The sequence below is a fragment of the Streptomyces sp. NPDC088350 genome (assembly GCF_044753545.1).
In the GTDB taxonomy this organism is placed as follows: domain Bacteria; phylum Actinomycetota; class Actinomycetes; order Streptomycetales; family Streptomycetaceae; genus Streptomyces.
Genome location: NZ_JBIVNL010000006.1, coordinates 51,435 through 66,734, shown reverse-complemented (window position 1 = coordinate 66,734; position 15,300 = coordinate 51,435). Strand labels below are relative to the sequence as shown.

Below are 15,300 nucleotides of genomic sequence, written 5' to 3'. Positions count from 1 at the left end.
ACCGCTCTCAGGCTTCTGCGGTGACGGCGTCGCGGTGGCGCCGGGCGGCTGCGGGGAAGAGCCCGAAGGCCCGGCGGCCGAGCTTGTCGACCTCTTCCGGCGTAAGAACACCGGAGCTCCGGAGCGCCTGGATGTTGGCTCCCATGCTGCGTTCATTCGAACACGGGACTCCGGCGTCGGCGCCGTAGACGAAGTGGTCGCGGGCCACCATGGTGACCGCCGCGGCCAGATTGGCGTCCGTTCCGGTCGCGGCGGTGTCGAGGTAGAGCCTCGCCAGGTCGGTGCGGATGTCTTCGGCTGTCAGGCCCAGCGGGTTGGGCACCCACGGTTCCGCCCCCAGCAGCCCGAGACGGCCGGAGAGCGCGGGCAGCGACCCGCCGCAGTGGGCGAGCACGACCGTGAGCCGCGGGTACCGGCGGAAGAACCCGGTGTAGAGGAGGTCCACGACGGCCCGGGTGGTCTCTAAGGCCACCTCCACGAGCGCGGCGGGCTGCCGCAGCGGCGGGGCGATGTCGGTGCTCGGATGAATGAACAGGACCGCCTCGCGCCGGTCGAGTTCCTCCCACACGGGCACGAGACGCGGATCCCCGAGCGCGACACCGGAGCGCCGAGTGGTGAGCAGGTAGCCGTCAGGATGTGTTTCCGCATCACCTCGCTCGATCTCGCTGAGCGCCGCCTCCGGGTCGTCGGTGGGCAGGCCGGCGAGCAGCCCGAAGCGGCCGGGGTGGTCCGCGACGAGTTGAGCGCCGTAGTCGTTCCAGGCACGCAGTTCCGGAAGTGCGGGAGCGAGCGGTACGGGACTCAGCATCTGCGTGGCGATGCCCAGCCGGTCCATGACGGCGAGCGCCGCCTCGGGGGTCCAGTGGTACGGCTCGGGCGCGAGGAAGCACACGTCCCTCAACCCGCGCCACTGGGTCTCGCGAGCCCCTGCCGTGGTCGGGGGGCTGAAGTGTGCGTGGATGTCGGCCCAGCCGTTGGCCATGCCCATGATGCGGCCTTCCCTCAGAACTTCTTGCACTTGAGTGCAACATAAGTGATCGCTGCACTCAGGTGCAACAATGTCCGGATGGGACAGACAGGGGATGCGAGGGAAGACGGGAGGACGCGCAACGGGCGGGCCACCCGGGAGCGCGTCTACGAGGCGGCGATCAAGGTGTTCGTCTCTCGCGGCTTCGACAGCGCCACGATGGACGAGATCGCGGCACAGGCCGGGGTGGCTCGGCGTACCGCGTTCAACCACTTCCCCGCGAAGACGGACATCGCCGCCGAATGGGCGGTCCGCCGCGGCGAGATGGCCTTCGCCCTGGTCCGCACAGCGGACCGATCCGACGGGTCGGCGGCGGACCGGGTGCGGGCGTATTTCCACGAACTGGCCCTGATGACAGAGCGCGACTGGGACGAGACCCGGCAGATGACGACCGGATGGCTGCGCGGATACGGCGTACCGCACCACCGCTCGTGGCTCGCCGGAGAACTGCGCGACTGGGTGCGCGACTGGCTCCAGGAACCACCGAGTGACGGATTCACCGAGGGGCTCCCCGACCCCGCCCTCGCGACCGACGTGCTCTACGACGTCTTCCAGGGCGCGCTCCTGCGGCGACTGCCGCAGCCGAAACTGGCGCACGGAGAGTTCTCGACCGAGGCGGACGCAGCCATCGGGCTCGTGCTGGCCGGCATGGCGGGCATGGCGGGCAAAGCAGCGGGGCGAACGCGTCCCAGGTCCGGGAGATGAGGGTCCGCCTGCAATGGGCCAGTTGAGGCCCTGCACCACATCCGACATCCGAGACGCCACCTACGGCGAGGACGCCTCCCAGCCCGGCGGACCCGGTCAAGGTCTGCCACCAGAACGCCATCACCGTCAGCCCGGAAGCCGGCGCCAAGCAGTGGCAGGCCCTGGAGTACTGCGGCCCGGACTGACAGAAGGTCTATCGCCGGCCGGCTGGACACCCACCGGCCACCCGGTGCCAACCGCCCGAACGGCCCGGCACCACCCCAGCACCCCCCGGAAAACAACCCCGAGCACACGAAGCAGGGCCCCGACCGTGAGATACCTCACCGCCGGGGCCCTGCCACGTCCCCGTCCGGGTCGTAGCCCGGCACACCAACGAGAAACGGACTCTCACCGTGACTTCCGTCACTGGTGAGAGCCCGTTTCGTCGGTTTCTCGTTGTGGGGAACCGACGGAACTTGCCGGTCAGGGCCTATGCACCCCTACAAGAAGATCGTTTCCCGCGCTGTAACGTCGGTTTTCCCACCGCCCAGGCCAGAGGCCGGGACAGAGCTTCAGCTTGTGATTTATCCGGTGCGGCGTGGTTTGGTGCCGACCTTGTGGTGAGCCGGTCGGCGGTAGGACTCACCGGTGGCCAGGAGCAGGCCCACCTCGTAGCGGTTCGCGGGGCGGCGATTCTTCGAGCCGGGCGGGCGCCCGGGGCCGGGCCGGGTGGGTTTCGGCACTGCGGCTGGCGTTGAGGTTCTGCCGTGCAGGTGTCGGAACCCGCGCCGTACCCGGGTGGGGGTGAGCCTGTTCGGTTCGGCTGGCTTCTCCCACGGCCGTCGCAAGTCGGTTGCCAGAGAGCGGGCGAGGCGGAGCTGGGTGTAGGCGGTGACGATCAGCCAGGTCCAACGGTCCGCCGCTTCGGCTTCTCGCAGTCTCGGAGCGGTCCAGCCGAATGTCTGCTTGATCATCCTGAAGAAATGCTCGATGTCGAACCTGCGCAGGAATGCCTGCCAGGCCAGATCGGTCTCCGCAGGGCCGGCTGCGGGCCGTGACCACCACAGCCACAGCGGCTTGGGGTCGCCGCCGCTGGGCAAGTGGTCGACCTGGAGGCGGATGACGGTGCCCTCGATGACCGGGAGCTGGCCGGGGTGGTCCCGCCAGGCGGCGCGCCCTTGCAGCTCGGGATGGAGCCGGTCCCAGCTCTGGGCATGCGCGGTGCCGTAGCGAGTGGTCTCGGACTTCGTCTCCGCGTCCGGGGCGCCCCAGGTCCGGCTGTCCTTGAAGATGAACTCGCTCCCGTGCTTGGGCGGCCGCCCGCCAGCAGGGTTGGCCAGAGCGAACTCCGCACGGGTCGGCGCCGGGCGGCGCATCACCCGGTCCGAGCGCAGACGTCCCAGAATCTCCACGGGCAGGTCGCGCAGCAGGTAGGCCAGCCGCATCGTGTCGTAGCCTGCGTCGGCCACGATCAACACCGACGGTTCGCCCGGGCTCCACTGGTCGGCGGCGATCAGGTGTTCGACCAGGTCCCTCAGCTGCGCGGCGGTGACGGCGGCGAGGTCGTCGCCCGGCCGCAGCCGCACCGCGTCCAGCGGGGCGACCCACGAGGTCCGGCCCGATTCCAGGGCAACGACCCACGAGTAGGGCCAGCCCGGGATCATCTGGTGCTTGGCGTCGCCGCGGCCGTAGGTGTGGCAGAACGAGCGGGCGTCGCTCGTGGCAGCATCAGGCCGAAGCCACGGCGAGACGTCCACCGCCAGCACCAGACGGCCGCCGGCAGCACGCGGCAGCGGCAGGCCGACCAGCGCGGTCCGCAGCCGCTCGACATCGAGGCAGCCTCGGTTCAGGGCGCCGTACAGGGCACCGTGCCCGGGCCGGTGCTCAGGTGCGAGCGCCAGGCCGACCAGGGTCTTCACCGGGCCGTCGGTGCACAGCACCGCGTCGGTGAGCTCGAACAGCGCGTCGCGCCGCCCGGTCAGGCAGTCGTAGAAGACCCCCCGGAAGCGTGACAGTTCCGCGAACGGCTCGCACGGCACGCCTTGTTCCACCACACTCATCACTACGGCCTTCGCGTCAAGTCCTGTTCCTCTTAGTCGAGTTCAGGATCAAGCGAAGGCCGTGCCGCTGTCCCGGGAACACCCGGACGAGTGATCACCAGGTCCGCCCGTTCGAGGCCGCTGGATAAATCACAAGTTCAGGGGTGGTGTCGGATCCGGGAGGGGTCGAGGATCTCCAGCCGGTAGGCCGTACGGCAATCGACCGACGTCCCGCAGGTGACAGGGGGACACGACGGCCATGGCGCGTGTCCCTCCGCGACGCAGAGAGGGCCGTCACCGTGGGCATCACAGGCCTGGCGGCAGCTCCGTCCACGCTCATGGCCGACGACCAACTGCAGTACAGCCGTTCGGACGTCGTGGATCCCGATTGCTCGGCGGTGTTCGACTGACCCACCGGTAGAGCCGGGAATACACCTCGCCTCCACTGAGTTCATCTGTCATCATCAGTGTTCAGCAGAAGAACACTCTCAATGATCTCGGAGGTCGCATGCCCACCGTCGTACTCCACCTGCCCGGCGATCTGCTCACCAAGCTCGCCGAAGCAGGTGCGGACGGCACCGTCGAGCTCACCCTCAACGTCAGCACAGGCGACGAACCCGTGGCGCCGGTCGAGACACCGCGGCCGACCGGCCCGCTCGCACCCCTGCTGCATGCAGGGCTCCTGACTCCCGGCACCCGACTCCACCTTCACCAGCCGCGCGCCAACCGCACGGCGACGGCAACGGTCCATGCTGACGGCACTCTGACGGTCGAGGGCAAGCTGACGCCGTTCCGGTCGCCGTCGAAGGCCGCGTTCGCGGTGACGCAGAGTCAGGCGAACGGCTGGATCACGTGGCGTCTGACCGACGGTCGCACCCTGAACGACCTGCGCGACGAGCTCGACCAGAGCGAAGCCTGACCCCTGGAGAGCTTCGCCGCAATGTCCCACCAGACCGCCCGGCCTACGCCGGAGCCCCTCGCTTTCATGGACGAGTCGGAGTCCGACCGGAAAGCGGATCCCGACACCTACCTCCTGGCCGTGACCCTGGTCCAACCACAGACCCTGGATCCCACCCGCGCCACCATGCTGTCCCTACGGGCTCCCGGCCAGCGCAAACTGCACTGGCACAGCGAGTCCTCCCGGCGTCGCGCGTTCGTCATCGAGCGCATCGCTGCACTCGACGCCCAGCACCTGATTGTCGTACGGGACGGCCGCCCAGGCGAAGCGTCCGAGCGTCGTCGTCGCAAGTGCCTCGCGCGCACGGCGTGGGAGCTAGACCTGCGCGGGGTGACGCGGCTCATCGCCGAGAGCCGGGAGGCCAGGCAGAACGGACGCGACATGAAGACGATCGCCTACCTGCGTTCAAACGGCACGATCGGGTCCGCCCTGCGGTTGTTCCACGAGCCCGGCCCGCGCGAGCCGTTGCTGTGGGCTGCCGATTCCGTGGCCGGCGCCTACGTCGCGGCACGCACTGGCACGCCGGGCTACTTCGACACCGTCCGGCATGCGGTCGAGGTCATACGCTTCACCGCCGACGACGGCTGACCGCAGGGTGAGGAAGGCGCGAGCCCGGGACCCCGCCGTCCGGCGGGAACTTCCCGGGCTCACTTCCGGCCACTCCGCGGAGCACCGGCTCCGCTGCCATTGTGGAACACCTCCGCCGTGCAAGGCGAGTGCGGGTCAGTACCTCATCAGCCCCTCGGTCACCCTTCGGATCGGAGCCGGTGCAAGGTTTCGCCTATCTATGGCTCCATGACCGCAGTGCGCACACGTCCCAGGTGAAACGGCGCAGCCTCGCCTGCTCGACAAACGTGGCGGTGTCACCGTAGGAGATGTTCAAGTGCCGTCCGAGGACGACGATGGCCACGCTCCCCGCGCCGGCGGCCTTCAGGGTCGCCGCGGCGGACTGGGCATGGTGGCCGGTGGTCCAGGTGTCGTCGATGAGTAGAACGTTCTCGCCCCAGAGTGCCGCTGAGGTGTAGCGCGCGGGTGATGCGGTACGGCCGAGGGTGAGCGCGTCCGGTGCCGATGTGAGCAGGTCGTGGTGGCGGCCGCTGGTGGCGCCGACCATGTCCGCGACCATGGTGCGCAGGGGATGGTCCGCACGGCCGCTGGTGCTGGGCACGGTGGTGACGACGTCGAAGGCTGGTACGGCGCAGTGGTCCGCCATGCAGGGTTCGTGCAGGGCGAGGAAACGCCACAGGACGGCGGCCAGGCCCATGCGGAAGTACCGCTGCTGAGGGCCTGCGGCGTTCTTGTAGCGCCATAGTTCGTTGGCGTACTGCTCGCCCTTGAGGGCCAGGCTCACCGGAACCACGGCGTCGGCGACGCCCGGGCCGAGGATGCTGTTGGCCTGCTGGCACTGCCAGCAGGTCGGATAGCCGACCTTCGCCGGGCCTCGGCAGATCTGGCAGACGCCCGGGCCGGGCAGCAGGGGGTGGACGAGGAAGTTGGCGTAGTGGTCGGACAGCCCGACGACGGTTGCCACCCGGGTCCGCCTGTTACGCCCAGGTGAGCTCGCCCGTGGCGGGGACGAGAGAGTCGAGTTCGTTAAAGACGTCGTCAGGGCCGTCGATGACGGTTGTGTTGGGCCTGGTCGCGTACTCCCGTGCCCATTCGTGGGTCATGAGAGAGCGCATGAGGAAGACCCGTCGACCGTGCTCCAGGGCGAGGCGGGCCTGCATACGGGCCCCGCTGCGATACGCCGCCTCGACCACCACGGTGGCGAGACTGTAGCCGCTCATCACAGCGTTACGCATGGGGAACGAGACCTTCGAGGGCGGAGCGTCCGGCCAGAACTGGGAGACCAGCAGCCCGCGCTCGGCGATCTCCTGCTGGAGCCGTGCGTTCTGCGCCGGGTAGGAGCGCCGCAGGCCGGTGCCGATGACGGCGACGGTCCGGCCGCCGACTGCGAGAGCGGTTCCGTGCGCGGCGGTGTCGATGCCGGCGGCGAGGCCGCTGACCACTGTGACGCCGCGCTCGGCGAGCCCTCCCGCGATGGCCCGGGCGTGGGCGATGCCCTCCGGAGTCGGAGTGCGAGTGCCGACGACCGCGACCCGGAGATCGTCGCTGACGGGGGTACCGCGCAGGAACAGGAAGGGCGGTCGCTGGTGGACCAGCCTCAGATACAGCGGATAGTCATCGTCCAGGATGGTGACCAGCCGCATGCCTTCCCGCTCCCAGGCAGCGATCTCGGCGGCTACGGGCTCCAGCTCTGTGGCGGGTTCTGTGTCGAAGAGGGCGCCCTGCCCAAAGGCATCGAGCGCGTTCTCCAGTACGTCGCGCGCGCTTCCGACTGTCTCGATCTGGTCGGTGAGTTCGGACCAGGGGCGATCACCGCGTCGCAGGAGTGCGACGAGGGCAGCTCGCTCCAGTTCCTGGTCCATGTCGCAAGTATAGGAAGAGCGTCTGGGCCAGGCAGCGGAACGTGAGGGGGATCCGAGAACTTCTGCCTGGTACTGAGGGTTTTGGCCTGGAACCGGTCTGACAGACGCGAGGCGCAGCCCGGCCTATAACCTGGGCAGGTCGTGGCTGGCAGACGTCAGGGGTGGGATGAGCGCCGAGCGGGAACGCCGGGCTGCGGTGGTCGAATACTGGCGGGCAGTGGAGCTGTTCAGTCCGCAGAAGGTTCCGACTGTGTCGTCGCGGGAGCGGGTCTACGAGGTAGCGGCTGACCGCGCTTTGCCCTGGGAGGACGGTCACCCCGTACGGAGTCTTCCGCTGGATCCCGGGTATGTCTGGCAGCACATCGTCTACGGCGGCTGCTTCGCCCTTGCGGACGTCCGCGACGCCCTGCTGGAGGTCTTCGGCCGGGACGAGGAGGACGTGGACGGGCGGATGGACGGCGATACCGCCCTGTTCGCGCTGACGGTCACCAATGACGGGCGACTGCTGCTGGACTCCCCGGTGTTCTCCGCGTGCGGCTGGGCAACCGGCCGGGCACTGAGTCCCGGGCCGGGCGGCGGGCGGTGGCTGGACGGCTTCGAGGAGGATGTACAACCGTGGCTGGCCCGGGCCGCCGAACTCGGAGAACCGCCTGTACCGGAGACGCCCCGCACAACGGACAGTGCCGAGCCGTTGACCGGCACTGTGCTGCCAGCAGCCACCGACGACGTGAACGGCACGGCGGTACCGCAGGCCGACAGCGAGGAGGGCGAGGAGCAGGCCGGGACGTCGGTGGGTTCCCGGCGCATCAGCGCCAAGGATCTCATCGGTTTCACCCGCGACCTGGCGGCCCGCTGGGGTGTCGAAGACGCGCTGCGCCCCTTTGGACTGCGGATCCGAACGATCGCGGTGCGGGAGGACCGGGCGGAGGACAGCGATCAGCAGGACTTTCTGAACAGCTTCATCGCCGACGACCTGAAGCGCGTGGCCACGGCACTACCCGCGACCGACCCCAGCGCACCGCTTGCGGCGTATCTGACCCCGGACGCGGAGCTGAACACTGCCCGGCGCATTGATCTGCGTGTGCGGCCCGAAGAGGCGCTGGCCGGGGTGGAGCCCCGGGCCACCCCACTGGGCCGCTGGCCTGCGGAGAGCGCGCACCCACTGGCGCTGAGCCAGCAGTTCGCCGTGAACTCCATCAAGGCCGAACTCGTGGGTGGGGGTGGTCTGTTCGCCGTCAACGGGCCACCGGGTACCGGCAAGACCACCATGCTCCGAGACAGCATCGCCGACCTCGTCGTGGAGCGGGCGGTGCGGCTGGCCGGGCTGCAACTGCCATCGGCCGCGTTCTCGCCGACCGTCCACCGGTGGAAGAGTGGCGAATACACCCGCACCGTCACCGAGCTGCTGCCGGAGTTCACCGGCTTCGAGATGGTGGTGGCGTCGGCGAACAACGGAGCGGTGGAGAACATCTCCACCGAGATCCCGGCCCGCGACGCGCTGGGCGCGCAGTGGCGCGAGGACGCCGACTACTTCGCCGAGCAGGCCACCCGGCTACTGAAGGGCGTCCCGGCATGGGGCGCCGTCGCCGCCCGGCTGGGCAGCAAGAAGAACCGCATCGAGTTCGTCAACCGCTTCTGGCACGGCAAGGAGAAAGGCACCGACCAGAACGCGCCCGCTACGGCTCACCGTGCCCGCCCCGGTGCCTGGAGCGACAGCGGCCAAGGGCTGTCCCAGTTGCTGCGTACGTACTCCACGACACCGCAGACCGGTGTGTGGCGCGAGGCCAGGGACCGCTTCCAGACCGCACTGGCCGAGGTACGGCGGCTTCGGGACGAACGGGACGCCGCAGCCGCCGCCCTCCGCGCCCTGCCTGCCGCCCGGACGGCCGTCGAAACCGCGCAGTCGGCCGTCACCGAGGCCGCCGACGCGCTCGCAATACGCCGGGAGGCAGTGTCAGCGGCCGAACAGGCGCTGGCCCTGGCGCGGCAGACCTGCGACAGCGCCGAGGGACGGCGCCGGGAACATGCCGGCCGCCGTCCCGGCTTCTGGATCATCCTGTGCACCTTCGGCCGAGCCGCCCGCGACTGGCACACCGAGGACCAGGCCCTGGCCGTGCGGGAACGAGACGCTCAGGCCGCATGGCAGGAAACCGACTCGGCCGCCCAACGCGCGCGGGCAGCCGCCGACCGGGCCGACATCGAACTCAGCGAACGGCGGCAGAACCTCACGCGCGCAGTTGAGCACATGCAGGCCCTGGACCGTACGGTGTCCGAGGCCCGGACCGCCTGGGGCGCGCACGTCCCGCAAGACACCTGGCTCACGGACGACAGCACCCGGGAGCTGGCCGCCCCCTGGGCCGATCCTCAGATCACCCGTGCCCGCTCCGAGCTGTTCTTCGCCGCGCTCGACCTGCACCAGGCGTTCCTGCGCTGCACCGCCAAGACCATGCGGGCCAATCTCATGGCCGCCATGGACGTGGTCACCGGCGGCGCGCCCGCCACGCTCGGCGAGCCTGCCCGACGCGCCGCCTGGCAGAGCCTGTTCCTGGTCGTCCCCGTGGTGTCGACGACCTTCGCCTCCCTGGACCGCGTGTTCGCCGGGGTCGGCCGCGGGGCGCTGGGCTGGCTGTTCATCGACGAAGCCGGACAGGCCACTCCCCAGATGGCCGTGGGCGCGATGTGGCGCGCCCAGCACACCGTGGTGGTCGGCGACCCCCTGCAGTTGGAGCCGGTCGTGTCCCTGCCCTGGACCGCCCAGCAGGCGCTCCGGCGCGACTACGGCATCGCCGAGGAATGGGTGCCGGGCCGCACCTCCGTCCAGCAACTGGCTGACCGCGGCAACCGCTTCGGCACCACACTGCCCGCCGAACTGCCCGACGGCTCGACCGAGGTCTGGGTCGGCGCGCCACTGCGCGTACACCGCCGCTGCGACAACCCCATGTTCACCATCAGCAACACCATCGCCTACGACGGCCTCATGGTCAACGGCACCCCTGATCGCGGCCCCTACAGCTACCGGCCCGCCAGCTCCTGGGTGGACGTCGTCTCCGCTCAGGCCGAAGGCCACTGGATCCCGGAGGAGGGCCGGGCACTGCGCCAGATCCTGGAACGCCTCGCCGCCACCGCCGGCATCGATCCCGCCAAGCACGTGTACGTCATCAGCCCCTTCCGCGCCGTCGTCGCCGGCGCCCGGCAGGTGTGCCGCGGCCTGCTCCCCATGGACCGGGTCGGCACCGTCCACACCACCCAGGGGAAGGAAGCCGACGTCGTCATCCTGGTCCTCGGCACGGATCCCGCCCGCCCTGGTGCCCGCGCCTGGGCGGCCTCCCGCCCCAACCTCCTCAACGTCGCCGTCAGCCGCGCCAAACGCCGCCTCTTCGTCATCGGCAACCGCGACGCCTGGCGCGACCAACGCCACTTCACCACCCTCGCCGCCGAACTGCCCCACCATGCCTGGCCCCCTGCCAGCACGTGACCGCTTCCGCCGCTGCCTGGGCGTGGGCCCCGGCCCACTGCTGATCGTCTTCAGCTCGACCTGGGCACCGCGTTCCCTCAGCGGGTGGCGGCAGACCCTGATCACCGCTGACTGCATCCTGGGCGACTGCTCCACCGCGTCGCTGGGTAGCCCACTGCATGCCTGCCGTCACCAAGGAGCAGGAATCCCGAAGTCGAACAAACACTCTAGGTGATAATGTCGTCACGCTCGGAGCTGAGCCTTCATCAGATGCTGGCACCTGGAGGGGACATGGCGAAGAAGTGGGAAGCCGATCCCGAAGCGTCCTTCGCGCGACGGCTGGGCAAGTCGTCTCTTGAGCTGGGGCAGACTTCCGGTAATACCGGCTGCCCTGACATGTGGGAGTTAGACAACGGCGATGTCGCGGTCATCGGTGCGGATCTGACCGCTTCCTACGAGGGGCGGCTTCCTGACGACGTACGGGTCGATCCCGGAGAGCGGCTGGTCATCATCCCCCGGGCGACGATCCTCGCGGCCAAGGCAGACATCCCGGATGCGTAGTCCGCTGCACGGTGCGGTGGGAGAGCTTATGGCGCTCAAGGACTACTACGCCGACTTCGAGAAGTACTTCTGGCAGTGCGGCGACCTCGGATTCTGGAAGCTTGAGCGGCAGCAGACATTCAAAGAACCCGGCTACGACAGCTGGGAGGCATTCTGGCGTGGCGACTGGGACGAGTCCCTGAGCTTGCTGGAAGCGGGCCGCGCGGACATGGCGGAGTACCACCGCAAAGTCGAGCAGAACGGCTTCGTGGCCCGTCGAGCTCGGGTGGTCGAGGAACCGCTCAGCGACTACCTGCAGTGGGAGCTCCACGCCCTGCGCATCCGGGACCAGTGCGGGGGCCCCATCCATGTCACCGACGCGGAGCGGGTGGCCCCATACGAGCAGGACGGCCCGCTGCCTGAGATCTCCACTCTCGGAAACCAGGTGATGTACCAGGCGCTCTACGACGAGCAGGGCATCCTGGTAGCTGCGCGTAAGTTCGTCGACCGCCAGCTCGTCCTGCGTTGCCGGGAGCTCATCGTGAGCGTCTACAACGCCGGTGAGCCATTGGCACACTGGTTCGACGGGCATGTAGCGCCCCTTCCGCCCCCGCAGCGCCAAACGCCGAGATGAGAGAAGACATCCCGGGACACGTCAACCGGTTCGACGGCTCGGCTTCGGCGCACACTGTCGTGCAGGCTGGCGAGGTCAGTGGCGGGGTGCATTTTCATCACCAGGTGCCGCTGCCCGCGCCTGTCATCGTGCCGCATCAGTTACGCAGCTCCGTACGTCACTTCGTCAACAGGTCCGAGGAACGGGCCCGCCTCAGCAGTCTTGTGGCGGACCGCCATGACGAGCCGCACGCGGTGCGCGTAGCAGCCATCACCGGGACTGCCGGAGTCGGCAAGACCTCATTGGCACTGTGCTGGGCGCACAGCATCCGGTCGCATTTCCCAGGCGGTGAGCTCTACGCCAATCTGCGGGGCTACACCGCGGGCTCCCCTGCTACACCGCAGGAAGTACTGGGCCGCTTCCTGGAGGACCTCGGCGTCCCCGCCATGCATGTACCAGCCGAACCGGAGCGCCGGGAGACGATGTTCCGGTCGCTGCTCGCCGAGCGCCGCATGCTGCTCGTACTCGACAATGCCGCGGACAGCTCGCAGGTCCGCCCGCTGCTGCCCGCCACCTCCGGTTGCCTCGTCGTGGTGACCAGCCGGGATGACCTGTCCGGCCTGGTCCGCCAGGAGGGCGCACTGCGCCTGGACATCACAACATTCCAAACGACGGACGCCGTAGAACTGCTGCGTGCCGCCACCGCCGATTACCGGACCAGCGACCATCGGGGAGACTTGGCGACGCTGGCCCGACTGTGCGCGGGACTGCCTTTGGCGCTATGTATCGCCGCCGAACGCGCGGCGGGCTGGCCATCCATGCCGCTCGGCGAGCTGATCGACGACCTGCGCGACGAATCGGCCCGGTGGAGCGTTCTGACAGCCGAGGCCGAGGAGGGGTCCAACGCAATGCGCAGCGTTTTCGAGTGGTCTTACCGAGCGCTGTCCGACCCCGCGGCCCGGCTGTTTCGACGGCTCGGCCTGCACCCTGGCAACGAGTTCGGCCTGCCCGCCGCCGTGAGCCTCGCCGGAAGCGATCCAGCCCATGTGCGGGGCCTGTTGGACACACTGGTGCGAGCCCATCTGCTGGAGCGGCGCCCGGGCGGTCGCTACGAGTTCCATGACCTGCTGCGGGCTTATGCAGCAGAGCAGGTCCGGCGGGAGGAGAGCGAGACGGAGCGGGCAGAGATCCTCAGGAGCTGTCTTGGTTGGTACCTCCACACCGCGTACGCGGCACAGTGCGCCATGGCGCCGTTCGACCGCTACGACCTGGACGACCGGATCCCCGCGCCCGCCACGGCCCTCCACTTCGAGAACTACCAGTCAGCGTTCGACTGGTACCGCGCGGAGAGCGCCAACCTCGTCACCGCCACTCGTACCGCCGCCGATGCCGGATTCCCGGAGATCGCGTGGCGATTGGCCGTGGTGTTGCGGGCCGTCTACATGCACCAGAACGCCTTCGACGACTGGGAGGCGACTGCCCGGATCGGCATCGAGGCCGCAGCACGCACCGGAGAGCAGCACGGTGAGGCGGAGGCGCTCGAATCTTTGGGGAAGGCTGCCTTCCAGGCATTGCGGCTTGATGAGGCGGAGGAGCATCACCGCGCCTCGCTCGCCCTTCGCCGACGTATCGGCGACCGCCGTGGCATGGCGGTGTCGGCCAACGCTCTCGGCCTGCTCGGACTGCGTCGGCGACGACTCGATGAGGCCAGGGCGCACCTCACGGACGGCGCCGAGATCTTCTGTGAACTCGGCGACCACCGATGGACGGCATTGGTGCGGAGCAACCTCGCGGAGACGCTGTGCGACCTCGGCCGGGGTGAGGAGGCCTGGACCCTCATCGAGCAGGTGCTGGCCGATTTCCGCGAACTCGGTGACCGCGCGTGCGAGGGCAATGCTCTATGCCTGCTGAGCTGGGCACAGCGCACATCAGGCGAGGCCGAAGCGGCTGCCCGCTCGATCCGCGCCGCCCTGTCGATTGCTGATGACGAGAACAACCAGGTGTGGCAGGGGCATTGGTTGGCCGAGTCGGCACGAGTCGAGCGAGCCCGCGGGAATCCTGAAGAATCCCTCCGCCTCTTCCAGAAGTCGGCCGCCATTCAACAGAAGCTCGGCGACGCATCCCGGGAAGCCACCGCACTGGACGGAGCGGGCGAAGCGTGCCAGTCGCTGGCACGCTTCGAAGAAGCAGCAGAGCTGCACCGCCGCGCTGCGGATACCTACCGCCAACTGGACTCCCCCTGGCAGCTCACCCGTGCCCAGGTACATCTGGCCGACGCGCTGACGTCTTTGGGCGATCACGAATCGGCGCGCGCCGCCCGAGAGGAAGCGCTGCACCTGCTCGGTTCGTTCGACGACCCCAGAGCAATCGCGCTGGCAGAGAAAGTGTCACGGTGCCTGAGTAATGACGACGGCTAGTCGCCAGCTGCTACGGGCTCGGAAGCCGTGATCCATACGGGCGCGTCGGCGCAGTCCAGACGGATTCCGTTGACCGGGGTGAGGCTGGTCCGCAGGACCTTCAAGCGATGGCCGTTGACCGTTGCCGTAGGGCCGAGGCTCGGGCCCATGAAATGGAATGTCCGCACCTGGTTGTGGACTTGACGCGCGGTCATTGTGGTGTCGACTGCGAAGAACTCCGGTTCCAGCAACCCCGCATAACTGATGCCGCTGGCAGACTGCGGTTCGCCTGCCGAAGGGTCTCGCACCCGGTCCAGGGCAATGCTCAGCTGTTCGCGCAGCACTGGGGACAGATCAGTCCACAGGCTCCGGGGAGTCACATCGTCCGGCAGCGGAACGCCGCCTTGCTGGGCCAGCACCGGGCCGGTGTCGAAGGCTTCATCCATACGGTGAACTGTCACGCCCAGGTCCGCGTCGCCATTGCGGATCGCCCAGAGTACTGGGGCCGGGCCGCGGTATTTGGGCAGCAGCGAGGAGTGAATGTTGAGCACGCCGTAGCGCGGGATCTGCAGCACGGCTCGTGGCAGCCGCCACGAGAATCCATAGCAGACGAGCAGGTCAAGGCCGTATCCGCGTAACGAGGCACCCAGCCCTTCCGAACTGCCCGGCAGCAGCAGGTCAACGCCCGCTGGCAGCGCTGCGGTGATCTCTCCTGCGACACGCGCCGCACCCTCGTCCGTGGGCTTACGGGGCCGCATCGAACGGGAGAACGCGTAGACGACCGGTGCATGGCCCGCTACGGCACACGTTTCGTGCAGAGCAGCGAACTCTCCCGTGCCGAAGGAGATCAAGCCGATACGCATGCCGCTCGCCATGGGCAGGAGCCTAGTGGGATGTTCCCCGCTTACGAGCTGCACTTCGACCTTTACCCCCGGTTACGTGCTCCCCTCAGCGGTGCTCAGGCGCGGCGTGGTGTCTTACGGTATGGGCAGCTACAGAGCACGGGGACTACAGGAGAGAGGTTGCGGAGCGGCTTGCAAAACGGTATAGGCATCATCGCCGCGAGCCGCGAGCCGCGAGCCGCGAGCCGCGAGCCGCGAGCCGCGAGCCGCGAGCCGCGAGCCGCGAGCCGCGAGCCGCGAGCCGCGAGCCGCGAGCCG

12 protein-coding genes are annotated in these 15,300 nt (G+C 68.9%); 7 read left to right on the top strand and 5 right to left on the bottom strand.

All coding sequences use genetic code 11. The features are described from left to right. Positions 1–7: 7 nt before the first annotated feature. On the bottom strand, positions 8–988 hold the full coding sequence (locus ACIQBL_RS21675) for an amidohydrolase family protein (RefSeq protein WP_401944130.1): 981 nt from the start codon (positions 986–988) through the stop codon (positions 8–10). A 78-nt stretch (positions 989–1,066) separates the two neighbouring features. Here ACIQBL_RS21675 and ACIQBL_RS21670 point away from each other — a divergent pair, with 78 nt between their 5' ends. Next, positions 1,067–1,732, top strand: coding sequence for a TetR/AcrR family transcriptional regulator (locus ACIQBL_RS21670; RefSeq protein WP_401944128.1), 666 nt, complete (start codon positions 1,067–1,069; stop codon positions 1,730–1,732). Between the two features lie 563 nt (positions 1,733–2,295). Here the strand turns inward: ACIQBL_RS21670 and ACIQBL_RS21665 are convergent. Further along, the gene (locus ACIQBL_RS21665) at positions 2,296–3,771 is read right to left on the bottom strand and encodes an NF041680 family putative transposase (protein ID WP_401944126.1); all 1,476 of its coding nucleotides are present in this window, start codon (positions 3,769–3,771) and stop codon (positions 2,296–2,298) included. Between the two features lie 487 nt (positions 3,772–4,258). On the opposite strand from ACIQBL_RS21665, the gene ACIQBL_RS21660 reads away from it, so the two are divergent. Then, positions 4,259–4,669, top strand: a complete 411-nt coding sequence (locus ACIQBL_RS21660; RefSeq protein ID WP_401944124.1) for a DUF4357 domain-containing protein — start codon at positions 4,259–4,261, stop codon at positions 4,667–4,669. Positions 4,670–4,690: 21 nt separating this feature from the next. Further along, positions 4,691–5,296: a hypothetical protein gene (locus ACIQBL_RS21655; RefSeq protein ID WP_401944122.1), complete on the top strand. Its 606-nt coding sequence runs from the start codon at positions 4,691–4,693 to the stop codon at positions 5,294–5,296. A 193-nt stretch (positions 5,297–5,489) separates the two neighbouring features. Here ACIQBL_RS21655 and ACIQBL_RS21650 read toward each other — a convergent pair whose 3' ends face one another. After that, complete coding sequence (locus ACIQBL_RS21650) at positions 5,490–6,239, bottom strand: hypothetical protein (RefSeq protein WP_401944120.1); 750 nt, start codon at positions 6,237–6,239, stop codon at positions 5,490–5,492. A gap of 13 nt (positions 6,240–6,252) precedes the next feature. After that, positions 6,253–7,137, bottom strand: a complete 885-nt coding sequence (locus ACIQBL_RS21645; RefSeq protein WP_401944119.1) for a DNA-processing protein DprA — start codon at positions 7,135–7,137, stop codon at positions 6,253–6,255. A 166-nt stretch (positions 7,138–7,303) separates the two neighbouring features. On the opposite strand from ACIQBL_RS21645, the gene ACIQBL_RS21640 reads away from it, so the two are divergent. The 4 genes from ACIQBL_RS21640 (at position 7,304) to ACIQBL_RS21625 (ending at position 14,161) form a co-directional block, all read left to right on the top strand. Then, positions 7,304–10,612 carry a DEAD/DEAH box helicase gene (locus tag ACIQBL_RS21640; protein WP_401944117.1) on the top strand — a complete coding sequence of 1,103 codons (3,309 nt, stop codon included), beginning with the start codon at positions 7,304–7,306 and terminating at the stop codon, positions 10,610–10,612. A 270-nt stretch (positions 10,613–10,882) separates the two neighbouring features. Next, positions 10,883–11,152, top strand: a complete 270-nt coding sequence (locus ACIQBL_RS21635) for a hypothetical protein (protein ID WP_307627757.1) — start codon at positions 10,883–10,885, stop codon at positions 11,150–11,152. A gap of 28 nt (positions 11,153–11,180) precedes the next feature. Beyond that, positions 11,181–11,765, top strand: a complete 585-nt coding sequence (locus ACIQBL_RS21630; RefSeq protein ID WP_401944115.1) for a DUF6879 family protein — start codon at positions 11,181–11,183, stop codon at positions 11,763–11,765. Beyond that, on the top strand, positions 11,762–14,161 hold the full coding sequence (locus ACIQBL_RS21625) for an ATP-binding protein (RefSeq protein WP_401944114.1): 2,400 nt from the start codon (positions 11,762–11,764) through the stop codon (positions 14,159–14,161). The genes ACIQBL_RS21630 and ACIQBL_RS21625 overlap by 4 nt, the downstream gene beginning before the upstream one ends. Here the strand turns inward: ACIQBL_RS21625 and ACIQBL_RS21620 are convergent. After that, positions 14,158–15,015: a methionyl-tRNA formyltransferase gene (locus ACIQBL_RS21620; protein ID WP_401944112.1), complete on the bottom strand. Its 858-nt coding sequence runs from the start codon at positions 15,013–15,015 to the stop codon at positions 14,158–14,160. The genes ACIQBL_RS21625 and ACIQBL_RS21620 overlap by 4 nt on opposite strands. Between the last annotated feature and the right edge of the window lie 285 nt (positions 15,016–15,300).

Coding starts and splice junctions, on each gene's coding strand:
- ACIQBL_RS21625 (WP_401944114.1), top strand. CDS start 11,762: ATGAGAGAAGACATCCCGGGACACGTCAACCGGTTCGACGGCTCGGCT.
- ACIQBL_RS21670 (WP_401944128.1), top strand. CDS start 1,067: ATGGGACAGACAGGGGATGCGAGGGAAGACGGGAGGACGCGCAACGGG.
- ACIQBL_RS21655 (WP_401944122.1), top strand. CDS start 4,691: ATGTCCCACCAGACCGCCCGGCCTACGCCGGAGCCCCTCGCTTTCATG.
- ACIQBL_RS21675 (WP_401944130.1), bottom strand. CDS start 988: ATGGGCATGGCCAACGGCTGGGCCGACATCCACGCACACTTCAGCCCC.
- ACIQBL_RS21665 (WP_401944126.1), bottom strand. CDS start 3,771: ATGAGTGTGGTGGAACAAGGCGTGCCGTGCGAGCCGTTCGCGGAACTG.
- ACIQBL_RS21635 (WP_307627757.1), top strand. CDS start 10,883: ATGGCGAAGAAGTGGGAAGCCGATCCCGAAGCGTCCTTCGCGCGACGG.
- ACIQBL_RS21640 (WP_401944117.1), top strand. CDS start 7,304: ATGAGCGCCGAGCGGGAACGCCGGGCTGCGGTGGTCGAATACTGGCGG.
- ACIQBL_RS21620 (WP_401944112.1), bottom strand. CDS start 15,015: ATGGCGAGCGGCATGCGTATCGGCTTGATCTCCTTCGGCACGGGAGAG.
- ACIQBL_RS21645 (WP_401944119.1), bottom strand. CDS start 7,137: ATGGACCAGGAACTGGAGCGAGCTGCCCTCGTCGCACTCCTGCGACGC.
- ACIQBL_RS21660 (WP_401944124.1), top strand. CDS start 4,259: ATGCCCACCGTCGTACTCCACCTGCCCGGCGATCTGCTCACCAAGCTC.
- ACIQBL_RS21630 (WP_401944115.1), top strand. CDS start 11,181: ATGGCGCTCAAGGACTACTACGCCGACTTCGAGAAGTACTTCTGGCAG.